Origin of the sequence: Pseudoalteromonas sp. HF66 (genome assembly GCF_011806445.1) — a bacterium.
GTDB classification, from domain to species: domain Bacteria; phylum Pseudomonadota; class Gammaproteobacteria; order Enterobacterales; family Alteromonadaceae; genus Pseudoalteromonas; species Pseudoalteromonas apostichopi.
The window spans coordinates 85220-111505 of record NZ_JAATOU010000012.1; the positions used below are offsets into that span (position 1 = coordinate 85220).

A 26286-nucleotide genomic window follows, 5' to 3' on the forward strand; every position below is an offset into this window, starting at 1 on the left:
ATAGACCAAACAATCAATTAAAGTCGCATATAAATCATGGAATTTCATGACTTATATGCATACTTATTTACAACTTTACTCACACTAACCTTTTTCGAATGCGTGCTCTCCGCTGATCTTAGTTGGCCAACCACATATTGCCCGCGCTGTTTGCATACCGGCCATCACAGCAGCCTCAACACAGCCTGCATTAACCCCTGTTTTTATCCAGTCGCCAGTGATGCGTAAATTGACAAACTGACTGCCATCTGTAGCAAGGCGGTATTTACTCGAATCAACCACAGATAAAACATAGCGCTCACTAGGGTCTACATTAACGCGCCAATATTGCTGCTCAAGTACAGGTAAAATGCTGTGTGGATCACTATAAAAAACCTGCCAATCAAACTTGTTATCAATATAGGCTTCGGGCCAAAGTGGCCGCATATCTGCGCTAAACAAATTATGCATATTCAATTTGACTTCGGCTTTCATTTGCTCTGGGAATTGATGAGCACTGGCAGGTGGGTAGTTTTCGCAGCTAAACGCACTGCAAAAATAGGCAATGTTCACTGGCGCATTTTCACTTGGCCAATCTTCTTTATCTAGCAAATTGCCCATTGCGGCCCAAGTATCAAACGGCTCAACAAAGCAGCTTAAAATAGGCCCTTCATCAGCGGCATTAGTTTGCTTAAAGCCAAGTTGTGGATCGGTTTTATTCAACCATACTTGGCAAGCCTGAGTCGCCACACTTTGAACTTTTGTTGCTTGTTGAGAAAGTACATAATCTACAGCTAAAAGTTCAGAGGCTACATGTTCAAGTGAGGCAACTGAGACACCTAAAATCAGTGTATCAAAATCAATACCATGGCGAAGCGTCACTGTTGGCAATGGGCTACTAAAGTGCTCTTGATACACCTCGGGCCAATTACTCCAAAATGACTCTAAATTGATCTGATATTCTTGTAATAAGTGCGCTTGTTCAGGGCTGATTTGCTCATACAATGGCTCACTAGGCCAGCAAGGTAGCTTTTTTACATCAATAAGCGGTTCATAATCTTGGCCAATTAAACTCACCTGTTGGCAAAGTTTAATTTCACTTACCAGCGACTCACCTTGGTCATTTTGTCCTGCCGATAAGTTAGTTAACTGATGAAAAAACTTAAACTTAACGCCGCGCTGCTTTAAAAGCTCATAAATTGGACCGAAAATGACATCGCCCATCCCAGCTTGCATTTTCCACATCACGCCACCTTTGTAGCAAAGGCCTATTCGTAACATGGCAAGGGCGGCAACGCCGGCTTCAACATTGGGTTTATTAAAGTCTCCTTTTGGGTAAGCGAACACCAAATCATAAAAGCCACGTACTGGCGCTGAATCGACACTGTAAGTTTTGTTAGCACCATTTTTTTCTAGCCACTGACGAAAATCGTAGCAATTAATGACGCCAAAACCGTCTCGATAGACCTGGTCTTTAATCAGTCCTGTGAGCATTGCAATAGCAAGATCGGCGCAAATATAAAGTCTACGCAACTCTGGGTTGTCATCCAGTAAATCAATGACTTGATCTTTGAACCAACGTTTTAACTTTCTGACGATATACCAAATCACCAAGCGATCAGCTTGATTATCGGTGTGCGTAGCCTGCTTTTCAGTGAACTGTAGCAAATGGGTTATCAATGTTCGTGGGTTCGAGGCAATTTCAGTTGCGCCTGCTTCAATATCATCAATAAACTGCTTTGCGCCATTTAAATGGGTATCAATATCTGCTTTGATTTCTTGATACATGTGCTTGAGTAACGATTGATCCCGTGATTTTTTAGTCACTAACGTAGTTTGAGCATGTTGCTGCTGACAAACATGCTCAATGCCTTCGGTCCATTTTTTTAGCCATGCTAATGTCATGGTGACAAAGTCCCACACTGTTATATCTAGGCTGCCATCAGCGGGGTTACCTGCAACGGTTGGAAAATCAATCGGCCAAGTTTGCCATTCGTTATCAATAAACTCTTGTAAGGCAATAAAGCTGTGTGGTTTAAAGGCCTGCTGCCAAGTAGCCAATGAACAACTAGCGGGTCTATTGAGTGAATTATATACACCTTCTAAGGTGCGAAAACTATTCACGTATGCGCCAAACCAAACATGTAAACCATGCTCTTCAATTCGCTGTCCGAAATGGGCGTTACGGCCACTTGCCCCTTTCCCGCCAAGACGCCAGCCTTGTTGATAGACAGTAATTTCGCGCTGGCTTTGCCAATTAACTTGCTCGGTTAAGTACACAGCCGCAGTCATCGCTGCAACACCGCCCCCGACAATAGTGATTTTTTCTTTTTCCATGGTCACCTCTATGCTGGTAACAGTTGTGTTGCGCCAAGCTGGTCAAAATCCATATTGACGTAAAAAGGTAAATGAACAACTTGCTTGCCAAGTGCGATGCCAAACATGTCATTTAAAGGAAAACTCGCAAGCGCTTTTACATCAAGACTAAAATCATTGTGTAAAAGTTTTAATTGGTGAATTTTTTTGATTAACGATGGAGAGTGAACCACGCTTTGATAAACCGCTTTTTCTCCTACACCATCGGGAAATTGTTTAAATAAAATCTGATCCATCTGCGGATGAATAAACCCGTCTAATAATTGTTTAAGAAGCGATAAATCAATGCCTTTAATTTGCGCATCAAACAAGTCTGTTACGTGCTTAGAAAATTCCGATAAGTTATCGAGTAAGTTTTCCTTGGTACTTGCCTGTGTTTGCTCAATGGTTAATAGCTCATGCATCGCTAATTTAGAGTCTGGGTTAAACACATCAAAACATTCTAAAGTTATACTAAAGGGCCCCGCATCACTCACAGCTGTAGGCATTTGGTATTCACATAAGTATTTATTGTAACCCCAAGCCTCTCTGCCATTAATTAAGGCATAGATATTATTCACACTAATAAAAGCCGGATACCAATATAAATGGCTAATATCACCATCTTGCATTTTTGCTACTGGAAGCCAAATAATAATATCGGTTTCTTGCATCCAGCCATGCTCAGAAAACGGTGGCGTTAACGAAGAAATTTTTTCGATATCAGTGAAGGTAAGTAAACAAGCACTCCCTAACACATTAAACGAGGTTGATTCAGTTGCTAGTAGATTTAAAGTTGCATCAACATACTGCTGCATTTTTTGCTCGCAGCCAGACACAAAAAAACCATACATTTGCGCGTTGATCATTCGACAAGGTGGTTTAGCAACCGGGTTAGATAAGAAGTGGCTGTAATTTGTTTGGTCCGTCATAGTCATTACTTATATTGTTGTTTAGTAATGACTATAGACCAGTTTTTTAATCGTTGGGGACAAGTTCTGAGTTACAACACTCTTTTAATAGCTGTTCGGTAAATTGCTGATAGCCGAGCTGATTAAAATTCTCAGATAGCGGGTTCATAAACCCATGAGCATAGTCGGCTACTTCACAGCTCACCTTGGCTTTACTTTTTAATGAAGCAATCACAGGCTTAATATCAAAATGCTCTTCACTGTGAGGAAAAATAAATCGACAAGGAACGTTAGCCTCAAGCTCAAGATGATGTCTAACTTGTGATGGATAAAAGGCAATGATTTTTTTAATGAAAGAATCTTTTAATTCTGCTTGAGCACGCCACACAGCGGCAGCGCCTGCACTAAATGCAATAATCGTGGTTGGCTGACGGACAGTCGCCATTTTTAAATGCACTAGCTCAAAATAACTGTCATGGCCGCATTGAGTCATAAAATGTTGATATTGAAACTGCTCATTTATGGGGAGCTGAATTTCCCCCATGTAAGGGTCACAAAGACTAACCTTACCGCGAAGCTGCTGAGCAAGCAGCGATAGATGCGCTGTTTTACCGAATATATCTGATACCAAAAGGTAATTCATAAGCATACTTCTTATTGTTATTTTGTGCCTAATCACAATACGCCTGTTTCTATTAAACATCCAGAGATTATTTTTGATGTTTAAAAAATAAACCTTGCGCTTAATTGATTCTTACAGTACTCTGATTGTCTGGTTTTTAGAAACCACGCGGTTAACCCCTTACCTTGATCCAGTAATTCCCGCATATTCGTATAAATACTTGCAGCTTGTTCACTAAATGACATTTTGATGAATTTCAAATCATCACCAAACTGTCACAAACTTAGTCGACACTGTTAGCAAGACAACAAATGTCGGTCTGTATTTTTTAAATGCCTATTAAAGCTCTACAGACACAGACAAAAGAAAAAGTGAGTTTTATTATGTCATATAAATACAACGGATCTTTGATCCAAATCGCACATCCAGTGCAATCAATCTCGGTAAACAAACAGCGTGTAATTTTTAGCGACACGCAGGGCTTAAAAAATGCCATCTTCCAAAAGGCGAGTGATGCACGCCAATTTGTGAAGTGGTTAAAAGCCAACTAAACCCTACCGATAAACGCCAGCCAACAAGCTGGCGTTTTAGTTTTCACCACCAGCCAGCATAAGCCTATATTCCTGCTACACTTATATTTTATTTCCTAAATAGGTAGTAACTATGCGTAGTGTGTGGTCTATTTTACTATTACTTTTTTCCTTGCCAGCTTATGCAAATAAGCAACCTAAAGCCATTGAGTGGATCATGGTTGATTTTGCCCCCTACTACATCATGCATGATAAATATGAAGGCACAGGTCGTGATGAAAGTGTGATCAAATTATTAGAAAAAGCACTGCCTGAGGTTTCATTTAAACGCACTTTATTGCCAGCCAGTCGTGCTGTGCATGAACTATCAAACCCACACAATAATTACTGTATGCTGTCGTTATATCAAAACGAGCACCGTAAGCAGCATATTCAGTTTACTGAACATTCATCAACTGTAGGTTTGTCGCCGTCTATTGCAATACGTAAAGAGTTAGCCGCAAAACTTGAGTTAGACGTCACAAAACCTGTGTCACTAAAATCATTATTAGCCGAAAACCTTGCATTAGGGGTATCAATGAGCCGCTCTTTCGGGACTAATATCGACAAGGTGATTAACGAAAGTCATGATGCCAATATCATTTCACGCCCCGGCAGAGACACCCTCGCAAGCTTGACTTATATGCTACAAAAAAAGCGTATTGATATATTACTTGGCTACCCAAGCGAGCATTATTATCTTGCTCATTCCATGGGCTTTGAAGATGAACTAACCCAAATCACACTTACTGAAGCACCAGCGTTAAGCATTGGCTATGTAGGCTGCACTAAAAACAAGCAAGGTGAGGTAACGGTAAAATTATTAGATCAAACACTTGAGAAAATCGCTCATACAGATGCTTTTCATGATGTGTTAGTGCGCTGGCTACCTGATAATTTGCAGCCAATTTTAGAAAAGAGATTAAAAGATAGAAACGAAAGTGCCGCTCACTAAGCGGCACTTTTATTAATTAAACATTGATAAACTTACTTACGTACGCCTTCAATAAATAAACCTATATCAACATGTGTCGAAGCAGGACCAAGGTTGTAGTCGATACCATAGTCAGCTAGTTTTAGGCTTGTTTCGCCTTCAAAGCCAACACGATAACCACCCCATGGATCTTTACCTTCACCAATTTTATCAATTTCAAAGGTAATGGTTTTAGTGACACCATTTAAGGTGAATTCACCCGTTACATCAGCTTCATCACCGTCTTCATCAAATTTGATTGAAGTACTTTTAAATGTTGCGGTTGGGTACTTATCAACATTTAAGAAATCTTTGCTACGTAAATGTTTGTCACGCTCAGCATGATTTGAGTCGATGCTTTTCGTTTCAATCGTTACATTGATTTTAGACGCATTCGGCGCTTTATCGTCATAGCTAAAATCACCTGAAAAGGTATTAAAACGACCATGTAACCAACTGTAACCTAAGTGCTTAATTTTAAAAGTTACAAATGCGTGCGCACCGTCTGTATCAATAACGTAGTCAGCTGCATTTGCGTTAGCAGTTGAGAAAAGTGCAGCACTTAGTGCTGTGCCTAATAGTAATTTTTTCATGTTAATCATCCTTCAATGGTTTGATCATTCTAATTAAGGTTTTATCTTTATCGATAAAATGATGTTTTAGTGCCCCTAAAGCATGTAAAACAACCACAGCTATTAGCCCATACGCGGCATAAAAGTGAATTTTACCTGCAATATCTTCTTGGTTTGCGACCGACTCTGGTATTGCCGGTACAGCAAATAAATTAAATACTTCAATTGCACGGCCATCAGCCGTTGAGATTAAATAACCCGATGTCACAATGACAATTAAAGCTAAATAAATCAGTTTATGTACTGAGTGTGCAACCCGATTCATTGCTTTCGAGTTACCTGCAACAGGCTCAGGTTGAGTACCTAACAAGCGCCAACCAAAACGAAACAACAATAATGCCGCTAAGGTAATACCCACGCTTTTATGTAAATCCAACGAGCCTTTGTACCAAGCGTCGTAATAAGTTAGCTCAACCATATAAACGCCTAAGCCAAACAAACCAAACACCCCAAGTGCCATTAACCAGTGCACTAAGATAGCCACCCAGCCATAACTTGACTTTGAATTCTTTAACATACTCATTTCCCATGAGAATCGTGAAACTAAATATAGATTAACTGATGGGTTATATAATGAAAATAGCGTAAAACGAACAGCTTCTGTGCGTATATGCACACTCCAGGCAAAAGTTGTAAGGAAAAAGGAAAACAGGTGCTAGGTGCTAGGTGCTAGGTGCTAGGTGCTAGGTGCTAGGTGCTAGGTGCTAGGTGCTAGGTGCTAGGTGCTAGCAGATTATGGAGAACTTATTACCGCAATGTAAAAATGTATCTTCAGTAAAAACGAATGTAGTTTCGCTAAGCTGGGCTGGTGGCTGAATTTGACCGATTAGATACTTTTTTTCGAATTAAATTTGCTACTGGTTTTTCAAAAAATTGATATGAAATAGCTGCTGCTATGACACTCAGCAGCAGAGATAGCAAGAGTTTTAGCTCAATTGACACGTCTAATTGGTTCACTTTTGCGATTATTGGCATATGAAGCAAGTAAAGCGAGTACGATATCTTTCCGATAAAATCACCAAATCGATTAGCGAGCAATACATTATTGTCTGGCACGAGGAAAACAACACAAAAGAAAACAGAGCTCATTACAAGCAGAACTTCATAACTCAACCACATTCTTACCTTATCAGCAGTATTTATGGGAGAAAATGCTGGGTACAGCAGAGGAATAAAACCAAGCGTTAATACAAACCAATGTTTTCGCAAGTAATATGGAATAGTTAATGAACGATAGTTCATGCCCAACATAACCCCGACAAAAAAGAAGGGTAATGTCCTCAATACACTAAACAGACTGTATGGAACACCATTTATATCACCATAAATACGTGGATAATTTGTAAAGAACAACAATAGTATTACAGCTAAAATTGAAAGATAAATATACCCTGTTCTATTTTTCGCCATTGCCCAAAAAAGTGTAAATATAAAATAAAAGTGTATTTCTGGCGGTATTGACCACAGAACACTTTCGCCATAAATAAACAGCAAATGGGCTAATAAGGTCTCGGTATCAGGAATGTTATAAAGAACAGAACTACCATTATTCGATAACAAGTAAGAAGCAAGAACAACCACTAAATACAGAGGAATAACTCTAGCAAAGCGAGCAGAAAAATAGCGGACAATATTATCTTTGTTAAAGCCTTTTTCTATATATAGATAAGACATCAAAAAGCCACTAAGAAGAAAGAAAAGCATCACCCCATATGCCCCTGAGCCCCCTCCTAACACACCACCAAGCCAATTAGTTATGTCGCTAAAATGAGTGAAAAAGACAATGAGCGCAGCTAAAGCACGTAGTGAGTTAAGTTTTCTAATTTCCAAAATACGTCCTTGGATAAATGTAAGAACTTATATTAATGTTTAATCGAGCTTTGAATATCTAGTGAAATTGAATAGCTATAAGATTTAACTCAGCCGATTTCAAAAGAAGTAACACCAAAAATACGATTTAATGGCAAGCTCGGACATTCGCTGGTATACATTCTGGCGGTTTCAAATGACACCTGCATGTTGTATTTCTGTGCTAAAGCGACAGCAGCTTGATTGATTTCTGGCGTATCAAGGAAAATAACGTCGGATGCACTCGCTTTAGATTTTAAAGCAAGGAACAAAGATTCGGCCAATTCTGGTGAGTCGGCAAATAAAGGGCCAATTTTAAAGCCGTTTTGGCATTTGCGAATTACGCCGTACCCTGCCAATTTCCCGTTGTTCATTATGCCAAACGCATCGCACTGGGGTTGGCTTAACCACGCTTTAGTAAAGTTTGCCCTATTTACCGGGAAAAAAGCCTGTTCGTATGCGTCAATGATTTCGAATGGCACAGCATTAAGATCTACAATGTCTGCATTTTGCGGTGACCTACCACCGCCTACTCCTGCAAAGCGAATATTGCGATAGGCCAGATTAAAACCAGACTTTTTATAGTTCTCTTGCTGTTCCACCACACCATCAAGGCCAATATTCAAGCCTTCAAGACGTTTTAAAGCGGCATTCCAGATTTGTATTCCGTAACCTTTACCACGGTAATCAGGTTTAACAATGTAGAAGCCGATAAAGCCAAATACATCGTGGTAATTAATGGCAGAAATTGTCGCTATAGGCTCATCGTCAAGAAAACCAACAAAAAACCCTTCAGGATCAGCAGCAAAGTAACAATCAGCATCATTAAGGCCTGGATTCCACCCCTCTGCTGCTGCCCAATCAATCATGAGTTCGGCTTCCTTCTTGGTCATGGTTTTGATTGTAAAGTGTTTACTTTGCATCTGCTTTCCTTAAAAAGTTGAAATGCCTCTAACTCAATAGCTATTTGTATTATGATGCCACTCAAAATACATCTATTTATTAAACGCATACCTAAATCTAGCCGCTATAAAAATGTATAGTAAATTTCAGAGCAGCTATATTTTACTTGCTGTTATTTCAATCCTATAAACTTCAACACCCTCAGTACCAACCTCAATCGCTGCAGGTTTATCAAGGTTTACCATTAACTTAGGTTCTTGAAATTTATTGTAAGAACCATTTTCAAATTTATATAGTGTTGATGTCAGTGTCACAATTTGGTTGTTCAACGAAGGGGTTACATCAAATTTAAGAATGCCATCTGCAGTCACTGTTTGAATTTTGTCTTCTTCAGTTTTAACTGCGTGCGTTTTTACAAGTTGGTTATTCAAATAAAGGTTAAGGTCTAATTGCAAATTTTCTGCAGCAGAGGCTCCAAATGCCGCGAGAGATAACAGTACCATTCCTAACTTTTTCATTATATTTTCCTTAATAGTAGGCTTATACCTAGAAGCGTGGGAAAAACAACTTAACAGGTACTGAGCCTTGGCGCAATTATTTAACACTCAGTTAGTTAAGCGCTTCATTCGTATGGAAATATCTATTTTTTGAGTGGTGAATACCTACTTGCTATGAAAGAAGGTACAGCTTTTGAAACTTAGAACTTACCGCTTAAAACGATTAGCTTGCTACTATTCGCTTTCTTCCACCAAACCAATATAAATCTGGCTATTGGCATCAACCTGAAAGCAACTGATCAGGTTTTCTTTCACTAGCTCTAACATAGCGATAAAGCTTACTACAACACCACTTCTGCCCTCTTCAATGGTAAAAAGAGTATGAAAAGGTAATTGTGATTGCGCTTCTGAGAGCTTATCTAATATTAAGCTCATGCGTTCACGGGTCGATAAAGCTTCTGCTGTAATATGATGGTGTTCAAATGTTTTAGCTCGGGCCATAACGTCGCTTAGCGCAACGAGTAAGTCTTTCATGTCAACATCAGGTAACAGTACCTCACGTTCACTGAACTCTGGCACCAGCGCTTCGGCTACAAAGATATCGCGGCCTTCGCGAGGGATCTCATCAAGATTCTCCGCTGCTTTTTTAAATTGCTCATATTCTTGTAAACGTCTTACAAGCTCAGCTCTTGGGTCTTCTTCCTCTTCAAGCTCTTCATGTTTTGGTAGTAATAATCGTGATTTAATTTGTGCTAATAACGCTGCCATCACAAGGTATTCACCAGCCAGTTCAAGCTGAAACTCGCTCATCATTTCAACATAACTAACGTATTGCTCTGTAATACTAAAAATAGAGAGCTCTAGTACATCAAGTTTATGTTTTTTGATTAAATACAGAAGTAAATCGAGAGGCCCTTCAAAGGTTTCTAAAATGATCTCTAACGCATCAGGTGGAATGTATAAGTCTTCAGGTTTGTCGACTACCGCTTTGCCATGCAAAAAAGCCAGTGGCAGCTTTTGCTGAACTGGCTCTTGTATATTATCTGGGGCATCAAGCTCTGGGCTAGTCAACGAAGTCTCTACATTTCAAATGGTTTAGTATCACCACAACCCACACGTAAGATTTCAATATCATCATCCGACAAATCAATCACTGTGGTTGCTTGTTCAGGAAGATAACCACCATGAATAATTAAATCAACTTGCTTTTCAATGCGATCGCGAATTTCATCAGGATCAGCCTCGGTATATTGCTCACCCGGTAAAATCAAAGAACACGACATTAACGGCTCCCCTAGTTCAGCCAATAAAGCGCAGGTGATTGGGTGTTCGATAACACGAATACCAATGGTTTTTTTCTTTTCGTTTAATAAACGCTTTGGTACTTCTTTTGTGCCTTTAAAGATGAAAGTATAAGGCCCCGGCGTGTTATTTTTAATTAATCTGAATAGCTGGTTATCGACGCGAGCATAAGTAGATAGCTCCGATAGGTCGCGGCAAACCAAGGTAAAATTATGGTGTTTTTCAATACCACGAATACGTTCGATGCGCTCTTTTGCTTGCTTATTACCAATGCTGCAGCCAAGTGCATAACCCGAATCGGTTGGGTATACAATAACACCACCTTGCTTAATAATATCAACCGCTTGGCTGATTAAGCGTGGTTGCGGATTATCTGGATGAATATGAAAAAACTGACTCATTACACGCTCCTATTGCCCTTCCCATGCTTGCCAAACCCCTTGGCAATCTTTTGGCAAGTATAAATTTTTACCTAACTCCAACCAACTGGTCGGAAAATGAAAATCTGACCCTTGCGACGCAAGTAAACCATATTCACGACTAAGTTCACCTAAAAACTGGCGCTCACTCGGTGCTTGTTGTGGTTGTGCTACTTCCATTGCATCGCCACCCGCGTCTTTAAATTCAATAATTAACTTACGCAGCCATTTGTTAGACATTTGATATCGCCCAGGGTGAGCGAGTACTGCAACCCCACCAGCTTGGTGAATTGCAGCAATTGCCGTTTGCATATCGCACCAACTACTTGGTACATAGCCTGTTTTTCCTCGCCCTAAGTATTTTTTAAATACGCCAGGGAAGTTTTTAGCTACGCCACGCTCTATCAGTGCACGAGCAAAATGCGCGCGTGTGATCTGTGCGTTTTCAGCGAATGTTTTTGCTTGGTCGTAAATGCCTTCAAAACCATTTTTAGCAAGGCGGCGACCTATCTCGGTGGCTCGCTCTTCACGCTTGGCTTGTTGCGCGTGTAATAATGACAGCAGTGAATTGTTCTCATCATCAATATTTAAGCCAACAATATGAATCTCAAAGCTTTCCCATTTTGTTGATACTTCAACACCAGCAATCAATTTAAGCGGTAAATTATCATCTGCAATGACTTTGCGTGCTGGTTTTATCGCACTTAACGTATCGTGATCGGTAATTGCAAACACATCTATGTTTTTCTCAACCGCGCGGTGTAACAATTGCTCGACTGATAGCTGACCATCTGAGTATGTGGTGTGGCTATGTAAATCGTATTTTATCAAAGGGAAAGACTGCTTTACGTAAGTTCTTGAATCAATGATGTGAGTATAACAAAAATTTAGTGCGAGGGCGTGATTATCTTTTTAAGTAAGACATATAACTGTGTGTTTTACCCTCATAAATGGGCAATTACGATGGGTAAATGCCGAACTCGTATTAATATGTAAATTAATGCTTGACAGTATCGGCTTAGGTACGCTTTACTGTAGGCACTTTCAGACACGTTAAATAAGAAATAACAATGAACAAAACAATTCAAATCACAATTTGGTGGTGGCACTCGTAACTAGCGGGTGACGAATTGTCGTGTCTAACGATTTCAAAACCCGCTCATGTAGCGGGTTTTTTTATATCTAAATTTTAAGGTTTTATAATGAATTACATAGCAACTCTTACACATCATTGGTGGTGGCGCCTGGCTTAGCGGGACGGTAAGGGTCTATCTAATTTATAGGCATCTTTATACGAACCCCGCCAAGCATCGCTTCGCGGGGTTTTGTTTTTTAAAGAGTTTTTGGGAATGAGGGAGAATAAGGTTTGATTTTTAGTCATATAACGACGACACCGGGTGAAGTAACCAGTATCACTCAAGTGCGTGACTACATTAGTAGCCCACTTGCGTTATACAGTTTACTCGATAAGCCTAATTCACTGCTGTTAGAGTCTGCTGAAATTGATTCAAAAGACAGTGTAAAAAGTCTAATTTTGGTTGACTCAGCGCTACGTATTGTTTGCCAAGGCAAACAGGTCACACTCACAGCACAGTCAAATAATGGCAAACAATTACTGCCTTATTTACAAAGTCATGTGCAAAACTGTTCTGCTGAGCTTGTAGATGACACGTTAACGTTAACCTACAACGAGATCGCAAGCGACATTGATGAAGCCAGTAAATTAGTAGCAGATAACGCATTTAGTGCGCTACGTAGCTGCATTAACAGTATTAAAAGTACCACAGACAACCCGTTTTCTGTGTTCTTAGGCGGTGTGTTTGCCTACGATATGGTTGCTAATTTCGAAGCCCTTTCTGATGTACCTGACGGCGAAAATAGCTGCCCAGATTATGTTTTCTACTTAGCTGAAACGCTCGTTGTCATCGACCATCAGGCAAAAACAACAGAACTAATCGGCAATGTGTTTAACGGCCCTGAAGTACACGCTAACTGCTTTGAAGTGGGTCAACAGTTAGAACGTTTAAATACCGTATGTGACAATGCACAAAGCTACCAAGGGCAAAAACAAACAGGCTCAAACCCTATTTCTATCGATGTTAGCGACGAGCAATACTGTGAACATGTTATCAGGTTAAAAAAGAACATTGTTGATGGTGATATTTTCCAAGTTGTTCCATCACGTACTTTTTCTCTCGCCTGCCCTGACTCACTTCATGCTTACAGCCAATTAAAACAACAAAACCCAAGCCCATATATGTTTTACATGCGCGATGAAGAGTTTGTATTATTTGGTGCATCGCCCGAGTCAGCCCTCAAATATTGTCCAGAGAGTAAACAAGTTGAGGTATACCCTATTGCCGGCACTCGCCCTCGTGGCAAGTTTGCTAACGGACAAATTAATCCAGACCTAGACAGCCGCATTGAGCTTGAGCTTCGCAACGATCAAAAAGAACGTGCTGAGCACCTGATGTTAGTAGATTTAGCGCGAAATGATGTAGCTCGTATTAGCGTACCTGGCACACGCCACGCTAAAGAATTATTAAAAGTAGACCGCTACTCACAAGTGATGCACTTAGTTTCACGTGTTGTTGGTACTTTAAAGCCAGAATTAGATGCGCTCCATGCCTACCAAGCCTGTATGAACATGGGCACGTTAGTGGGCGCACCTAAAGTACGTGCCGCTGAATTAGTTCGTCAAACCGAACAAAAACGCCGTGGCAGCTATGGTGGTGCAGTAGGTTATTTAACGGGTGATGGTGCCATGGATAGCTGCATTGTTATTCGCTCTGCCTTTGTTAAAAACGGCACAGCCTTCGTGCAAGCAGGTGCAGGTGTGGTGTTTGATTCAGAACCACAATCAGAAGCCAATGAAACTCGTGCTAAAGCGCAAGCCGTGATCACTGCGATTCAATCGACCTACGAGGCACAATAATGACAACAACATCAGCCTATAAAATCTACTTTTTAGATAACTTTGATTCATTTAGTTATAACTTAGTCGATGAACTTTCTATGTTAGGGTGCGAGTTAGTGGTATACCGTAATAACATCAGTGCACAAAGCATCTTTGACAAAATGTGCCAAGAGACAATGCCCGTGTTATTAGTGCTTTCACCCGGCCCTGGCGCACCATCGGATGCGGGTTGTTTAATGGAACTCATTGAACTGTGTAAAGGCCGCTTCCCGATGCTGGGCATCTGTTTAGGACAGCAAGCACTAACACAAAGCTACGGTGGGATTATTGGTCATGCAGGTGAAACAGTGCATGGCAAGTCATCAATTATTGCGTTGACTGAGCACCCAGTATTTGCAGGTATGGGCGATAAAATGCCGGTTGCTCGTTATCATTCATTAATGGCAACCAAAGTCCCTGATGACGTTGAAGTAATTGCTTCTTATGAGACTATTCCGATGGCAATTTACCACCAACAAGATAATGCCCTTGGCTATCAGTTTCATCCTGAGTCAATTTTAACGCCAAATGGCGCATTGCTATTACAGCAAAGCATTGAATTTTTAACCGCACGCGTGCAGTAGAGGAATAACATGGAAGCAACAACCCAAACCCAGTTAAACCAATTATTAGCAAAGCAAGATTTATCATTTCTGCAAGCAACTGCATTGTTTGACGCCATCATGAATGGTCAGCTTAATGATATTGAATTAACCGCTGCACTTATCGCCCTAAAACTAAAAGGCGAAACGAGTGATGAAATCGCCGGTGCGGCAGCATCAATGCGCGCCAATGCAGTGCCATTTAAAACCAGCAAAACCTTGCTTGCAGATAGCTGTGGTACCGGTGGCGATGGCTCAAACACAATTAATATTAGTACCACTGCTGCTATTGTAGCCGCCGCTGCGGGCATCAACATGGTCAAACATGGTAATCGAAGTGTATCGAGTAATTCTGGCTCTGCGGATTTACTAAAAGCCTTGGGTATCAATATCGATATGAGCCCTGAGCAAGCAGCCATTTGTTTAGAAAATACTGGCTTCACATTTTTATTTGCGCCGCATTATCACAGTGGTGTACGCCATGCGATGGGCGTGCGAACAGCCCTTAAAAGCCGCACAATTTTTAATATTTTAGGGCCGCTTGCCAACCCTGCTGCACCCGAGGTTCAATTGCTTGGTGTTTATGACGCTTCACTGTGTTTACCAATGGCAGAAACCTTAAAAACCCTTGGCACTAAACGCGCCATGGTGGTTCATGGTGCAGGCACTGACGAAATTGCCTTGCACGGGACAACCAAAGTGGTTGAGCTAAATAACGGTGAACTAAGCGAATACACGCTAACAGCGAGCGATTTTGGTCTTGCAAACTATTCACTTGAACAACTAGCAGGCCAAGGGCCAGAATATAACGCAAAAGCAAGCTTAGCGATTTTACAAGGTCAAGGTGAAATGGCGCATAACGCAGCTATTATAGCCAACGTTGCGGCACTTCTTTATTTAACTGATAAAACAAGTGATTTAAAAGCAGCCGCAGATCAAGTAAGTGAATTATTAGCATCAGGCAAAGCGATGGACACATTGAACGCAATTATTGAGGTAAGTCATGGCTAACGTGTTAGACAAAATTGTTGCCGACAAACGCATTGAATTAGAACAAAGAAAAGCACAGCGCCCGCTTGAGTCATTCATTGAGGATGTTGTACCAACCAAGCGAGACTTTGAAGCAGCGTTAGCAGCAACTGGCACACAATTTATTTTAGAGTGTAAAAAAGCATCACCGTCAAAAGGGCTTATTCGCGAGCCGTTTAATTTAGACGAAATTACTTCGGTATATAAAAAGTACGCAACCTGCATGAGTGTGCTTACTGACGAAAAATATTTCCAAGGCAGCTATCAGTACCTTGAATATGTGCGCAGCCAAGTTGAGCAGCCGCTAATTTGTAAAGACTTCTTTATTGATGAGTACCAAGTCTATTTAGCACGCTTGTCTGGTGGTGATGCTATTTTATTAATGCTCTCTGTCCTTGATGACGAACAATATTTAGCGCTTCATAAAGTGGCTGATTCTTTGAATATGTCGGTACTCACTGAAGTCAGTAATGAGCAAGAAGTAAGCCGCGCACTTGCACTTAATGCCAGCCTTATTGGCATTAACAACCGCGACCTTCGTGATTTAAGTACTGATCTTGCGACAACAGAGCGATTACGCCAGCTTATCCCAAATGACAAAGTGGTCATTTCAGAGTCGGGCATTTATACCCATAAAGATGTAAAACGCCTAGCGCCATTATGCGACGGCTTTTTAATCGGTAGCTCACTCATGGCTGAGCGCGACTTAGAAGCCGCGTGTCGTAAAGTGATTTTAGGTGAAAATAAAGTGTGTGGCTTAACCCGTTCACAAGACGCGATGGCAGCCTACGCGAGTGGTGCTGTTTATGGCGGTTTAATTTTTTACCCTAAGTCACCACGTTATGTCGATATCGACTGCGCCAAGCAAGTAACACAAAGTGCCCCGCTCGCTTATGTTGGTGTTTTTGTCAATGCGCCTGTTGAACAAGTAGTAGATTATGCACAAAGTTTAAAGCTAGCTGCAGTGCAATTACATGGTGACGAGAATAGCGAATATATTCAAACTCTCAGAAAGCAATTACCGCTTGGCTGTGAAATTTGGAAAGCACAAGCCGTTAAAGGCGAATTACCAAAACCGCTCGAAGGGGTTGACCGCCATTTATACGACACTTACAGCAAAAGCCAAAAAGGCGGCACAGGCGAAACATTTGATTGGTCTGTACTAGAAACGGCAACGGTGCCATTTATGTTAGCCGGTGGTTTAAATCCAGAGAATATTCATGCAGCGCTTTATCGCGGTGCCAATGGCCTTGACCTAAATTCTGGCGTTGAAGCGTCAGCGGGTAAAAAGTGCCAAACAAAATTACAAAATGCGTTTTCGCATATCAGAAATTATTGAGGTTATAATGCAAAATCCAGCTTATTTTGGTGAATTCGGTGGTATGTTTGTACCACAGTTGCTTGTGCCTGCACTCAAGCAACTAGAAGCAGAGTTTAATAAATCACAAAAAGATCCAGCTTTTCAGGCTGAATTTGAAAAACTATTAAATGAATACGCAGGTCGCCCTACGCCACTAACATTGACACGTAATTTAGTTAAAAACCCAAAGGTAAAACTATATTTAAAGCGTGAAGATTTACTCCACGGCGGTGCGCACAAAACCAACCAAGTACTTGGTCAAGCACTACTTACAAAGCGCATGGGGAAAAAAGAAGTCATTGCAGAAACAGGTGCTGGCCAACACGGTGTTGCAACTGCCCTCGCGTGTGCCCTACTTGGCTTAAAGTGCCGTGTTTACATGGGCGCAAAAGACGTTGAACGTCAGCAACCAAACGTATTTCGAATGAAACTAATGGGTGCTGAGGTTATTCCTGTCACAGCAGGCTCTGGTACTTTAAAAGACGCAGTAAACGAAGCACTACGCGATTGGTCTGCTAATTACAAAGATGCTCACTATTTACTGGGCACTGCAGCAGGCCCTCACCCATTCCCAACCATGGTACGTGAGTTCCAAAAAATGATTGGAGAAGAAGCAAAACAACAAGTGTTAAAAGCAGAAGGTCGATTACCGGATGCCGTGCTTGCTTGTGTTGGCGGTGGCTCTAATGCAATTGGTATGTTCACAGACTTTATTGATGAGCCAAGCGTAAAACTGATTGGTGTAGAACCTGCTGGTAAAGGCTTAGATACGCATCAACATGGTGCGACCTTATGTAAGGGCACAAAGGGCATTTTACACGGTACTTATACTTATATTATGCAAGATGATGATGGTCAAATTGAAGAGTCTTACTCTGTTTCAGCAGGTCTTGATTACCCAGCCGTTGGTCCACAGCATGCTCATTTACATGAAACAGGCCGTGCACAATACGTTGGTATTAGCGATACTGAAGCTCTAGAGGCATTCCAATTATTAGCTAAAAACGAAGGGATTATTCCAGCCCTTGAGTCAAGCCACGCCCTAGCATATGCCCTTAAATATGCCGAGCAACAAACCGAAGACACTATTTTAGTGGTTAACCTAAGCGGCCGAGGCGATAAAGATTTGGCTCACGTACACAGTGTTTTATCAGAAGGAGGCGCACTATGAGCCAGACTAACCGTTACGGACAACTGTTCGCCACATTAAATGAAACAAACCAAGGTGCGTTTGTGCCGTTTGTGACCATTGGCGACCCTAATAAAGCACTGAGTGTAGAAATCATCAAAAGCTTAATTGATGGCGGCGCTGATGCCCTTGAGTTAGGTATTCCATTTTCTGATCCGATTGCAGATGGCCCTGTTATCCAAGCGGCCAACATTCGTGCGCTTGATGAAAACATTAATACCCAAGATTGCTTTGATATCATCAAACAAGTGCGTGAATACAATGCAGATATTCCAATTGGCCTATTATTGTATTCAAATCTGGTGTTTAAGCGTGGCATCGAAAAGTTTTATCAAGATGCTAAAGAAGCAGGTGTCGATTCAATTTTAGTGGCTGACGTACCGCTACATGAATCAAAGCTATTTCGCCAAACAGCAATGAAAAATGGCATAGACCCAATTTTTATTGCAACGCCTAATGCTGATGACGACACTTTACGCGAGTGTGCTTCATATGGCCGTGGTTACACTTATCTGTTATCGCGCGCGGGCGTTACGGGAACAGAAACTAAAGCACAAATGCCAGCAGACTCGTTAGTTAAAAAGCTAAAAGATTATCATGCTGCACCAGCTTTATTAGGCTTTGGAGTATCAACACCGGAAGATGTTAAATCAGCACTCGAATCAGGGGCCGCTGGGGCGATTTCAGGTTCTGCAGTAGTTAAAATCATAGAAGCAAACCTTGATGACCAAGCAGCTATGCTAAGTGGGTTGAAAGAGTTTGTAGCCAGTATGAAAGCAGCTACAAAATAAGTTGTTTAGTTTACTTAAAAAAGGGCCTTATAGGCCCTTTATTGTATCTAACTATTAATGATGGCGATGCACACCCTCTTTAATTTCTTCAATGAATTTTCGATTAAAAGCCTCTAAGTCAGCTGGGCTTCGGCTTGTGACTATACCTTCATCAACACACACCTCTTGATCAACCCAATTTGCGCCAGCATTGATTAAGTCGGTTTTAATGCTTGGGTATGACGTCACCTTGCGGTCGCGTAATTTGTTAACTTCAGCTAGTAGCCATGGTCCATGACAAATCGCTGCAATGGGTTTATTTTTACCTGCACTGAAGAAACCATCAACAAAGGCTTTTGCTTCGCTATCTTGACGCAGTGTGTCTGGATTGAATAAACCACCAGGTAGCAATAGGGCATCATATTCACTTGAGTCAGCCTCGCTAACCACACGATCCACTGTGACTCTTTCACCCCATTGGTTTTCATCCCAGCCAGTAATATCTCCACGTTCAAGAGACACGACTTCTACAAGTGCACCTGCTTCTAACAATGCGCTGCGTGGTGATAATAGCTCACTTTGCTCAAAACCATTGGTTGCTAGAATGGCAATCTTTTTACCATTAAGTTGGCTGTTTAAATTTGACATGTTATCTCCATATTTAGGTAAACCTAAAGTAATAGCAGCAGACAACATGCCAAATTTAACACATTGAAAGTATTAACTTAATTTAAAAATATTCTGTTTCAGTGTGTAAATGCTACAACGAATTTGCAAATCCTGCTTATAGGGCGTCTTTTAATGCTTTAGCAGGTTTAAAAACAGGCTTGTTAGCGCCTTCAATTTCAATTTCTTCACCTGTTTGTGGATTACGACCTTTACGTGCTGGGTAATAACTCAATGCAAACGTACCAAAGCCATTAATTTGCACTTGATCGCCTTCAGACAGTGATTTTTCGATAGCATTTAACATACTAGTTAAGGCAGCTTGTGTGTCTTTTTTTGTTAATTCACTGTGGGCAGCCATTTGTGATACTAACGCGGCTTTATTCATAAAATGCTCCAAAATACGCCACTTAATCATCTGAGGTTAAGCGGAAAAAGATAAGGTAAAACAACCTAAACGCAGGTTTAGGCCAGATTGGCTCAGGAGGCTAAGCTTTCAGCTCTACTAAGTCAACCTTGTATCTTGCGCAATAACTTGATACAACCCAGTATCTTTTTAAATTAGAGCATTTATAAATCTATGCATGCGATTATTGAATACATCCCGCTGATTTTGTTCTTTGCGGTTTTCAAGTTAGTTGATATTTATTGGGCAACAGCATTGCTGATGCTAACCACCTTAATTCAGGTTGCTTATTGTTATTTTAAGGATGGCAAAGTGCCGACCAGACATTGGCTGTTTTTTGCCATCGCGGTGGTGTTAGGTACACTTACTTTAGTTTTTCACGATGAACAGTTTGTCAAATGGAAAGCCACCATTGTATATGCAATTTTCAGTGTCACTTTGTTAGTAAGCCGCTATGTACTTGGCAAAAACCTAGTGAAAAAAGCACTTAGCTCGATTTTAGAAAATGCCTCTGAGAGTAAACAAGAAATAAAGGTACCAGAAGCATTATGGAACAAGCTTAACCTGTTTTGGGTTGCAATTACTGCGGGTATTTCTGCGCTTAATATCTACATTGCGTATAACTTCTCACTCGACTTTTGGGTTAACTTTAAAGTGTTTGGCTTAATGGGTATTACCTTTGTCTGCGTGTTAGCAACAATCATCACCCTATTCAAATACTTACCAGAAGATGACGAAGAGAAAGATTCAAAGCAATCTTAGTGTCATAAAACTGTCGTCTTAGCTTGTTAGCGTAAACAAAAAAAACGCTGAGACGACATTGAACGCTAACCAATACCGATGGTTTGAATTTACCCTCATATTTGTTTCTTTGCCGCTCTTAGGCTTCTTTTTGCGTGCCTACCTCGCTAACTGGCTCATTCCCGCACTTATTATCTTAATGATTGTATGTGGCATGCTGCTTCTGTCTGATCCCCACTTTAAGCGTTTTCGCTTAACAAGCCTCGGGCAATTTAGTGCGGTAAAACGTCGTTTATTTAGTTTTTTCTTTTTAGGAGCGCTATTCTCCGGGATGTTTTACGGCATCATGAATCAAGAAAACTGGTTTTCACTACCACGAAACTCATTCAACGATTGGCTAATGTTGCTACTGCTCTACCCTATCTTATCGGTGATGCCGCAAGAACTTATTTTTAGAACCTATTTTTTCCATCGTTATAAACGCATTATGCCAAGTAAAACGGTGCGTATTATTGTCAGCGCATCGGTGTTTGCGTTGGCGCATATTGTCTATGCGAATGTATTGGCCGTACTTCTAGCATTTTTAGGTGGACTGTTGTTCTCATATACTTATTCGCAAAGCCGCTCTACCTTCGTGTGTGTAATTGAACACAGTTTGTGGGGACTTTGGATGTTTACCCTTGGCTTGGGTGATGTGCTTGATGCAGGAGCATTTTGATTATTAAAGCACAACAAATAGCAGGCATAAAAAAGCCGCGCAAAGTGCGCGGCTAAGTATTGAACTGGTTTTTAAAATCCGAAAATACTAAATGCAAAGAATTTAGTCGCCACCGTATTTACAAAGATTAGTAATAAAATGGCAGGGATAAAAGTTGATAGTGAGAAGTTCACATACTTCTCTGTGAAGCTACCAACATAGCCGTCACAGCCTTGGCTTAGCTCTGCTGATAAGTTTGCTTTTTTCCAACGGTACATAACGAATAAACACACCATTAAACCATTAAGCGGTAAAATTGTGTCGTAAAACACATCATAAACAATATCAAATAAACTCTTATCTGCGCCGCCATAACTAACAAACTTAGTGAGTGATTCAACCATACCAAACGACATCGTACAAAGCACAGTTAATACACCTGTAGATAAAGTTAAGATAAGCAACGCTTTTTTACGGCTAATACCTTTGCGGTCACTTAATGTTGCTGTTGGAACTTCTACAATTGATACAAGCGACGTAATTGCAGCAAAAAAGACGAGTAAAAAGAATACAAACGCAACAATTGATGCACCTACATAACCAATATCAGCTTGTAACGCTAATAGTATTTTTGGTAAATAAACAAAAATCATCGATACCGATGAGTCAGATAAAGTGCTTGGGTCAGTGTTTGGGTTAAAGCTAAATATAGCAGGAAGAACCATAAGACCCGCAATAAATGCAACAAGAGAATCGGTTACAGCAACCATTTTAGCACTACCAACAATGTCGTCTTTCTTTGAAATATAAGATGCATAGGTCATTAAAATACCCATACCTAACGACAATGAGAAAAACGCTTGTGCTAATGCACCATTTAATACACTTGCATCCATTTTTGAAAAGTCAGGCACTATATAGTACTTCACACCAGCCATCGCGTTATCAAGTGTTAATACATAAATAACCAACGCTGTTAGTAGAACGAATAAAGCTGGCATCATAAACTTAGCTGCTTTTTCAATACCTTCTTTTACGCCGCCAACCAAAATCAAGTTAACGATGATAGCAACCACTGCCATATAGCCAAACACGGTGTAGCTGTTAATAAAAGTGCCAAAGTTATCTGGCTGAGCCAAAGCATCTAAATTACCAAATGCAGTTTGCGATAAATAACCAAAAATCCATACAGTGATAACCATATAAAAAACAGCAATCATAAATGGCGTTAATACTGCTAAAAAGCCTGCAAAGTTCCATTTAGGATCGTTGCCCGCTAATAATTTGTAAGAACCAAGAGGATCTTTTTGCGCTTTACGACCCATTGCCATTTCAGCCATCATCACTGGTAAACAGATGAAAATGACAAACAATGCATAAACTAATAGGAAAGCACCACCGCCGTTTTTTGTAGCTGAAACAGGAAAACCTACTAAGTTTCCGATACCTACAGCAGAACCGGCTGCCGCTAAAATAAAACCGAGGCGGGAGCTAAAATGCTCGCGTTTTTCGCTCATTTAAAAACCTTATTATTATTTTCTCAACCCAGCGACTCTACCAGTGTTACACCGCGTATTTCAAGCTTTATAAGTTAAAGTTATATGGGTTTGTGTAAAGATTATTACGCGAATATTCTCTCGTCTATTGCTAAGAATATGCTACTATTTTTTAAAAATAACATTGAGAACACACCATGCTGTATATGATTTATTCAACTGATGTTGAAAATAGTTTAGAAGCACGCAAATCTGCGCGTCCTGCTCACCTAGCACGTCTACAAGAATTAGATGAACAAAACCGTTTATTCACAGCAGGTCCGCTTCCTGCCATTGATAGTGAAGATCCCGCTGAAGCTGGTTTTACAGGTTCGTTAGTCGTTGCTGAGTTTGAGTCATTAGAAGCAGCTCGTGAATGGGCAGCAAATGATCCTTACATTGCTGCAGGTGTTTACGACAACTCAGTTGTAAAACCATTTAAAAAAGTATTTGGTTAACGTCTGAACTTAACTGAATCATTAATTCAGTGTTTGTTCACGGCTTATTAACTAAGATTTGCCTATTGAAATTACAGAATTGAACGTAATTACTTGAATTTTAGTTAATTGGTTAATTAAACTAAATGGGTCTGGTTTAGGAGTTCCCCGTCATGCGCATATTATTAGCCTTCAGTTTTAGTCTTTTATTTGCATTATCAAGCTTTCATGCTGATGCCAGTAAGAAACAAGTCTCTGAAGTGACTAAAAAACAGGCTGTGACAATTGCCAAAAAATCTGAGGACGGCCGAACCCTAAAAATCACAGAGCAAGATAAAGTATTTACCGTAAGAATTTTAAAAACGAACGGCCATGTGGTTGATGTCCATGTGAACAAAAAGACTGGCGAAGTGAAAAAGGATTAAGAATGCGAATTTTAGTTATTGAAGATGATTTACACTTAGCAGATAACCTCCGTAATGCACTTGAAAAAGAGCGTTATAGCGTTGACCTTTGTCACGATGGTGAAGCTGGTTTATTCCATATTACCGAGTACCCGCTTGATATGGCGGTAGTAGATCTAGGCTTACCAAAAGTAGATGGTATCGAATTAATTACCAAAGCCCGTGCTCAGGGGATTACTATCCCTATTTTGATTTTAACTGCACGTGACCGTTGGCAAGATAAAGTAGAAGGCTTAGATGCAGGTGCTGATGACTACCTAACTAAACCTTTCCATGTTGAAGAGCTGATTGCACGCTGTAATGCACTTATCCGCCGCAGCGCAGGTAAAGCAAACCCAGAAATGACAGCAGGTCCTATCAAAATACACACTCGCTCACAACAAGTTTGGGTTAATGATAAAGAACTTAGCTTAACTGCATACGAATACAAAGTTTTAGAATATCTAATGGTTAACCCACAAAAGGTAATTTCTAAATCTGAATTGACAGAGCACATTTATGATCAAGACTTCGACCTTGATTCAAACGTAATAGAAGTTTTCGTATTGCGTTTACGTAAGAAGCTTGACCCTGACGGTACCCTTAACCCAGTTGAAACATTACGTGGCCGTGGTTATAGGCTTAAAAGTCAGTGGTAGCATCGCAAATACCGCTTAAAGTAAGGCAAGGATTTATCCTTGTCTTTGTTTTATTAGTAGCCTTGCCAATTCTGTTTTTCTCAATTGGTAAGGCTTACTACGCTTCTTTGGTCGAAGCGACCGAAAAAACCCTCGAAGCTCATTTATATTCTCTTATTTCTGAAGTTGACTTCACTGAGCGCGGCATTGTAATGCCGAGCACCATCTTAACTCCAGAGCTAAATCGTTTAAATTCAGATACCTATGCAATGATTTATCGTGGTGATCTTCCTGTTTGGTATTCTGAATCAGCCACCAACATCAATTTTATTCCAGATAACTTTGAAGCCCCAGCAGGCTCTGCGGATTTTCGCCGTGTTGAATACAACAAGACCGTGTACTGGCAATTAACCCTTACCGTTATTTTAGAAAACATTGACCAATCGGAGCATGCGCGTTTTATCTTATTAAAACGTAATGATGCACTTCTCAGGCTGATGGATGGCTTTAAACAAACGTTAGTAAATTGGATGTATGTAATGGGTGTGGCCATTGCAGCGCTTATGGCGATTGGTTTTGTTTGGAGTGCAAGGCCATTGCAACGTCTTGATAAAGAAATTAAAGCCATTGAATCGGGCGATAATCAGCAAATAAAAGGTCTCTACCCAGTAGAGCTGCAAACCATAAAAGCCGACTTAAACTTATTACTTGAATCGCAACAGCGCCAAAAAGAGCGCTATAGGGCTTCGTTAAGCGATCTTGCTCATGCATTAAAAACCCCCTTGGCAGTCCTTAAATCAAGCCCTTTAGCCAATGATGCCGATGCACAAGAGCAGTTAGATCGTATTAATGTGATGATCGAACATCAATTAAAACGAGCTGCAACGGGTGCTTCTGATACTTGGAAAAAGCAAACCCATATTAAACCTGTTATTGATTCAATTTTAAGCGCGATGAGCAAGGTTTATCGCGATAAAGATATTATTTTTACCTCTGAGGTTAGTGAAAAAGACTATTTCTTAGGTGATAAAACCGATTTAATGGAACTACTCGGTAATTTAATCGATAATGCCTGTAAAGCTTGCCGTTCACAGGTCGATATAAAGGTTAAACAGAACAAAAAGTTAACACTCAGCATAAGTGATGATGGCCCAGGTGTTCCTGAGCACAAACGCGAATCATTACTGACTCGCGGTACCAGACTCGATACTTACGAAAGTGGCCATGGTGTTGGCATGGCTATCGTATCTGATTTAGTAAACTCGTATAATGGCACATTAACCATTAAAGATGCAGAGAAGCTATCCGGCGCTGAGTTTATATTAGAGTTTAATTACCATGATAAAAAATAAAACATCCATATTCGTTAAGAGCATCTTTTTAGGTTTAATTACGACTGCATCACAGGCTCAAGCAGAGCAAGCTTGTGAGCTCGCGAGCAACCATACTGATGACACCAAGCGGTATATTCAATGCCTTGATCAAGTTATTGCAGACCTGCAACGTGACCAAAAAATGTGGGTTAATAAGCTCACTATGGATCTTGAAAAAATAAAAGAAGATACCGGTAATAGCCAATTGCTACCAATTTTTAATCGCAGTATAAAAAACCAAGAGCGTTATTTAGAAGACAGTTGTCGTTGGCGCTACTTACAAAAAATGCCAAATGGCACTAGTGCCGCTATTGCCTACAAACAATGTGAGATTGAAATTCTCAAAAACCATGTAAAGGTTTTACAACAACCTCTAAAGTGATACCAAGTCGCTATAATCGTTAATCATTTTGAAAAATAAAAAGGCGCTTAAG

Annotated in this window: 29 protein-coding genes; 15 read left to right on the forward strand and 14 right to left on the reverse strand. The window is 40.5% G+C overall.

Features of this window, described 5'->3' with window-relative positions:
- Positions 1–84: 84 nt before the first annotated feature.
- From HCZ11_RS13060 to HCZ11_RS13070, 3 genes are read right to left on the reverse strand one after another with little or no spacing between them, the layout of a single operon-like run.
- Complete coding sequence (locus HCZ11_RS13060) at positions 85–2316, reverse strand: NAD(P)-binding protein (protein WP_167658615.1); 2232 nt, start codon at positions 2314–2316, stop codon at positions 85–87.
- An 8-nt stretch (positions 2317–2324) separates the two neighbouring features.
- Complete coding sequence (locus tag HCZ11_RS13065; RefSeq protein ID WP_167658616.1) at positions 2325–3266, reverse strand: acetoacetate decarboxylase; 942 nt, start codon at positions 3264–3266, stop codon at positions 2325–2327.
- A 46-nt stretch (positions 3267–3312) separates the two neighbouring features.
- Positions 3313–3888 (reverse strand): hypothetical protein, encoded by a 576-nt coding sequence (locus HCZ11_RS13070; protein WP_130051762.1) that lies wholly within the window; start codon positions 3886–3888, stop codon positions 3313–3315.
- Positions 3889–4250: 362 nt separating this feature from the next.
- On the opposite strand from HCZ11_RS13070, the gene HCZ11_RS13075 reads away from it, so the two are divergent.
- Together HCZ11_RS13075 and HCZ11_RS13080 are read left to right on the forward strand one after the other, a co-directional pair.
- On the forward strand, positions 4251–4418 hold the full coding sequence (locus tag HCZ11_RS13075) for a hypothetical protein (protein ID WP_165381452.1): 168 nt from the start codon (positions 4251–4253) through the stop codon (positions 4416–4418).
- Between the two features lie 112 nt (positions 4419–4530).
- Entirely contained in the window at positions 4531–5391 is an 861-nt protein-coding gene (locus tag HCZ11_RS13080) for a TIGR02285 family protein (protein ID WP_167658617.1), read from the forward strand.
- A gap of 32 nt (positions 5392–5423) precedes the next feature.
- Here the strand turns inward: HCZ11_RS13080 and HCZ11_RS13085 are convergent, their stop codons facing one another.
- The 8 genes from HCZ11_RS13085 to HCZ11_RS13120 form a co-directional block, all read right to left on the reverse strand.
- A complete protein-coding gene (locus tag HCZ11_RS13085) occupies positions 5424–6002 on the reverse strand; it encodes a YceI family protein (protein WP_130051764.1) in 579 nt (192 codons plus the stop codon).
- A gap of 1 nt (position 6003) precedes the next feature.
- Entirely contained in the window at positions 6004–6558 is a 555-nt protein-coding gene (locus tag HCZ11_RS13090; protein ID WP_130051765.1) for a cytochrome b, read from the reverse strand.
- A gap of 278 nt (positions 6559–6836) precedes the next feature.
- Entirely contained in the window at positions 6837–7871 is a 1035-nt protein-coding gene (locus HCZ11_RS13095) for an acyltransferase (protein ID WP_167658618.1), read from the reverse strand.
- Between the two features lie 89 nt (positions 7872–7960).
- The gene (locus HCZ11_RS13100) at positions 7961–8812 is read right to left on the reverse strand and encodes a GNAT family N-acetyltransferase (protein WP_167658619.1); all 852 of its coding nucleotides are present in this window, start codon (positions 8810–8812) and stop codon (positions 7961–7963) included.
- Between the two features lie 135 nt (positions 8813–8947).
- The gene (locus tag HCZ11_RS13105; protein ID WP_130051767.1) at positions 8948–9310 is read right to left on the reverse strand and encodes a hypothetical protein; all 363 of its coding nucleotides are present in this window, start codon (positions 9308–9310) and stop codon (positions 8948–8950) included.
- 213 nt (positions 9311–9523) lie between these two features.
- Positions 9524–10327: a ScpA family protein gene (locus HCZ11_RS13110; RefSeq protein ID WP_167658634.1), complete on the reverse strand. Its 804-nt coding sequence runs from the start codon at positions 10325–10327 to the stop codon at positions 9524–9526.
- Between the two features lie 41 nt (positions 10328–10368).
- The gene (locus HCZ11_RS13115) at positions 10369–10992 is read right to left on the reverse strand and encodes an L-threonylcarbamoyladenylate synthase (protein ID WP_167658620.1); all 624 of its coding nucleotides are present in this window, start codon (positions 10990–10992) and stop codon (positions 10369–10371) included.
- 9 nt (positions 10993–11001) lie between these two features.
- The gene (locus HCZ11_RS13120; RefSeq protein WP_130051769.1) at positions 11002–11841 is read right to left on the reverse strand and encodes a PHP domain-containing protein; all 840 of its coding nucleotides are present in this window, start codon (positions 11839–11841) and stop codon (positions 11002–11004) included.
- A 535-nt stretch (positions 11842–12376) separates the two neighbouring features.
- Between HCZ11_RS13120 and HCZ11_RS13125 the strand changes: the two genes are divergently transcribed.
- The 6 genes from HCZ11_RS13125 to trpA are packed head-to-tail and all read left to right on the forward strand — an operon-like array spanning position 12377 to position 18937.
- On the forward strand, positions 12377–13945 hold the full coding sequence (locus HCZ11_RS13125) for an anthranilate synthase component 1 (protein WP_130051770.1): 1569 nt from the start codon (positions 12377–12379) through the stop codon (positions 13943–13945).
- Positions 13945–14550 carry an aminodeoxychorismate/anthranilate synthase component II gene (locus HCZ11_RS13130; RefSeq protein ID WP_130051771.1) on the forward strand — a complete coding sequence of 202 codons (606 nt, stop codon included), beginning with the start codon at positions 13945–13947 and terminating at the stop codon, positions 14548–14550. Before HCZ11_RS13125 ends, HCZ11_RS13130 begins: the two co-directional genes overlap by 1 nt.
- A gap of 9 nt (positions 14551–14559) precedes the next feature.
- Positions 14560–15579, forward strand: coding sequence for an anthranilate phosphoribosyltransferase (trpD, locus tag HCZ11_RS13135; RefSeq protein ID WP_130051772.1), 1020 nt, complete (start codon positions 14560–14562; stop codon positions 15577–15579).
- Positions 15572–16936 carry a bifunctional indole-3-glycerol-phosphate synthase TrpC/phosphoribosylanthranilate isomerase TrpF gene (gene trpCF / locus HCZ11_RS13140; RefSeq protein ID WP_130051773.1) on the forward strand — a complete coding sequence of 455 codons (1365 nt, stop codon included), beginning with the start codon at positions 15572–15574 and terminating at the stop codon, positions 16934–16936. Before trpD ends, trpCF begins: the two co-directional genes overlap by 8 nt.
- A 7-nt stretch (positions 16937–16943) precedes the next feature.
- A complete protein-coding gene (trpB, locus tag HCZ11_RS13145; protein WP_130051774.1) occupies positions 16944–18128 on the forward strand; it encodes a tryptophan synthase subunit beta in 1185 nt (394 codons plus the stop codon).
- A complete protein-coding gene (gene trpA, locus HCZ11_RS13150; RefSeq protein WP_167658621.1) occupies positions 18125–18937 on the forward strand; it encodes a tryptophan synthase subunit alpha in 813 nt (270 codons plus the stop codon). Before trpB ends, trpA begins: the two co-directional genes overlap by 4 nt.
- Before the next feature lie 54 nt (positions 18938–18991).
- Here the strand turns inward: trpA and HCZ11_RS13155 are convergent, their stop codons facing one another.
- Positions 18992–19564 (reverse strand): type 1 glutamine amidotransferase domain-containing protein, encoded by a 573-nt coding sequence (locus tag HCZ11_RS13155; RefSeq protein ID WP_167658622.1) that lies wholly within the window; start codon positions 19562–19564, stop codon positions 18992–18994.
- 136 nt (positions 19565–19700) lie between these two features.
- Positions 19701–19970: an HU family DNA-binding protein gene (locus HCZ11_RS13160; RefSeq protein ID WP_130051777.1), complete on the reverse strand. Its 270-nt coding sequence runs from the start codon at positions 19968–19970 to the stop codon at positions 19701–19703.
- 192 nt (positions 19971–20162) lie between these two features.
- On the opposite strand from HCZ11_RS13160, the gene HCZ11_RS13165 reads away from it, so the two are divergent.
- A complete protein-coding gene (locus HCZ11_RS13165; protein ID WP_167658623.1) occupies positions 20163–20750 on the forward strand; it encodes an inner membrane-spanning protein YciB in 588 nt (195 codons plus the stop codon).
- Between the two features lie 58 nt (positions 20751–20808).
- The gene (locus HCZ11_RS13170; protein WP_167658624.1) at positions 20809–21447 is read left to right on the forward strand and encodes a CPBP family glutamic-type intramembrane protease; all 639 of its coding nucleotides are present in this window, start codon (positions 20809–20811) and stop codon (positions 21445–21447) included.
- Between the two features lie 71 nt (positions 21448–21518).
- On the opposite strand, the gene HCZ11_RS13175 is transcribed toward HCZ11_RS13170, so the two are convergent.
- Complete coding sequence (locus tag HCZ11_RS13175; RefSeq protein WP_130051780.1) at positions 21519–22943, reverse strand: sodium-dependent transporter; 1425 nt, start codon at positions 22941–22943, stop codon at positions 21519–21521.
- Positions 22944–23119: 176 nt separating this feature from the next.
- Here HCZ11_RS13175 and HCZ11_RS13180 point away from each other — a divergent pair, with 176 nt between their 5' ends.
- From HCZ11_RS13180 to HCZ11_RS13200, 5 genes are all read left to right on the forward strand, one after another.
- Positions 23120–23419: a YciI family protein gene (locus HCZ11_RS13180; RefSeq protein WP_175580462.1), complete on the forward strand. Its 300-nt coding sequence runs from the start codon at positions 23120–23122 to the stop codon at positions 23417–23419.
- Positions 23420–23571: 152 nt separating this feature from the next.
- Positions 23572–23823: a PepSY domain-containing protein gene (locus HCZ11_RS13185; RefSeq protein WP_130051781.1), complete on the forward strand. Its 252-nt coding sequence runs from the start codon at positions 23572–23574 to the stop codon at positions 23821–23823.
- Positions 23824–23825: 2 nt separating this feature from the next.
- Positions 23826–24500, forward strand: a complete 675-nt coding sequence (locus HCZ11_RS13190; RefSeq protein WP_054552907.1) for a response regulator transcription factor — start codon at positions 23826–23828, stop codon at positions 24498–24500.
- Positions 24494–25831 carry an ATP-binding protein gene (locus HCZ11_RS13195; protein WP_167658625.1) on the forward strand — a complete coding sequence of 446 codons (1338 nt, stop codon included), beginning with the start codon at positions 24494–24496 and terminating at the stop codon, positions 25829–25831. Before HCZ11_RS13190 ends, HCZ11_RS13195 begins: the two co-directional genes overlap by 7 nt.
- On the forward strand, positions 25818–26234 hold the full coding sequence (locus HCZ11_RS13200; protein WP_130051783.1) for a hypothetical protein: 417 nt from the start codon (positions 25818–25820) through the stop codon (positions 26232–26234). The genes HCZ11_RS13195 and HCZ11_RS13200 overlap by 14 nt, the downstream gene beginning before the upstream one ends.
- The last annotated feature ends 52 nt before the right edge of the window (positions 26235–26286 follow it).

Coding starts and splice junctions, on each gene's coding strand:
- HCZ11_RS13080 (WP_167658617.1), top strand. CDS start 4,531: ATGCGTAGTGTGTGGTCTATTTTACTATTACTTTTTTCCTTGCCAGCT.
- HCZ11_RS13075 (WP_165381452.1), top strand. CDS start 4,251: ATGTCATATAAATACAACGGATCTTTGATCCAAATCGCACATCCAGTG.
- HCZ11_RS13105 (WP_130051767.1), bottom strand. CDS start 9,310: ATGAAAAAGTTAGGAATGGTACTGTTATCTCTCGCGGCATTTGGAGCC.
- HCZ11_RS13100 (WP_167658619.1), bottom strand. CDS start 8,812: ATGCAAAGTAAACACTTTACAATCAAAACCATGACCAAGAAGGAAGCC.
- HCZ11_RS13155 (WP_167658622.1), bottom strand. CDS start 19,564: ATGTCAAATTTAAACAGCCAACTTAATGGTAAAAAGATTGCCATTCTA.
- HCZ11_RS13090 (WP_130051765.1), bottom strand. CDS start 6,558: ATGTTAAAGAATTCAAAGTCAAGTTATGGCTGGGTGGCTATCTTAGTG.
- trpD (WP_130051772.1), top strand. CDS start 14,560: ATGGAAGCAACAACCCAAACCCAGTTAAACCAATTATTAGCAAAGCAA.
- HCZ11_RS13060 (WP_167658615.1), bottom strand. CDS start 2,316: ATGGAAAAAGAAAAAATCACTATTGTCGGGGGCGGTGTTGCAGCGATG.
- trpB (WP_130051774.1), top strand. CDS start 16,944: ATGCAAAATCCAGCTTATTTTGGTGAATTCGGTGGTATGTTTGTACCA.
- HCZ11_RS13185 (WP_130051781.1), top strand. CDS start 23,572: ATGCGCATATTATTAGCCTTCAGTTTTAGTCTTTTATTTGCATTATCA.
- HCZ11_RS13130 (WP_130051771.1), top strand. CDS start 13,945: ATGACAACAACATCAGCCTATAAAATCTACTTTTTAGATAACTTTGAT.
- HCZ11_RS13085 (WP_130051764.1), bottom strand. CDS start 6,002: ATGAAAAAATTACTATTAGGCACAGCACTAAGTGCTGCACTTTTCTCA.
- HCZ11_RS13175 (WP_130051780.1), bottom strand. CDS start 22,943: ATGAGCGAAAAACGCGAGCATTTTAGCTCCCGCCTCGGTTTTATTTTA.
- HCZ11_RS13200 (WP_130051783.1), top strand. CDS start 25,818: ATGATAAAAAATAAAACATCCATATTCGTTAAGAGCATCTTTTTAGGT.
- HCZ11_RS13180 (WP_175580462.1), top strand. CDS start 23,120: ATGCTGTATATGATTTATTCAACTGATGTTGAAAATAGTTTAGAAGCA.
- HCZ11_RS13190 (WP_054552907.1), top strand. CDS start 23,826: ATGCGAATTTTAGTTATTGAAGATGATTTACACTTAGCAGATAACCTC.
- HCZ11_RS13115 (WP_167658620.1), bottom strand. CDS start 10,992: ATGAGTCAGTTTTTTCATATTCATCCAGATAATCCGCAACCACGCTTA.
- HCZ11_RS13160 (WP_130051777.1), bottom strand. CDS start 19,970: ATGAATAAAGCCGCGTTAGTATCACAAATGGCTGCCCACAGTGAATTA.
- HCZ11_RS13070 (WP_130051762.1), bottom strand. CDS start 3,888: ATGAATTACCTTTTGGTATCAGATATATTCGGTAAAACAGCGCATCTA.
- trpA (WP_167658621.1), top strand. CDS start 18,125: ATGAGCCAGACTAACCGTTACGGACAACTGTTCGCCACATTAAATGAA.
- trpCF (WP_130051773.1), top strand. CDS start 15,572: ATGGCTAACGTGTTAGACAAAATTGTTGCCGACAAACGCATTGAATTA.
- HCZ11_RS13065 (WP_167658616.1), bottom strand. CDS start 3,266: ATGACGGACCAAACAAATTACAGCCACTTCTTATCTAACCCGGTTGCT.
- HCZ11_RS13165 (WP_167658623.1), top strand. CDS start 20,163: ATGCATGCGATTATTGAATACATCCCGCTGATTTTGTTCTTTGCGGTT.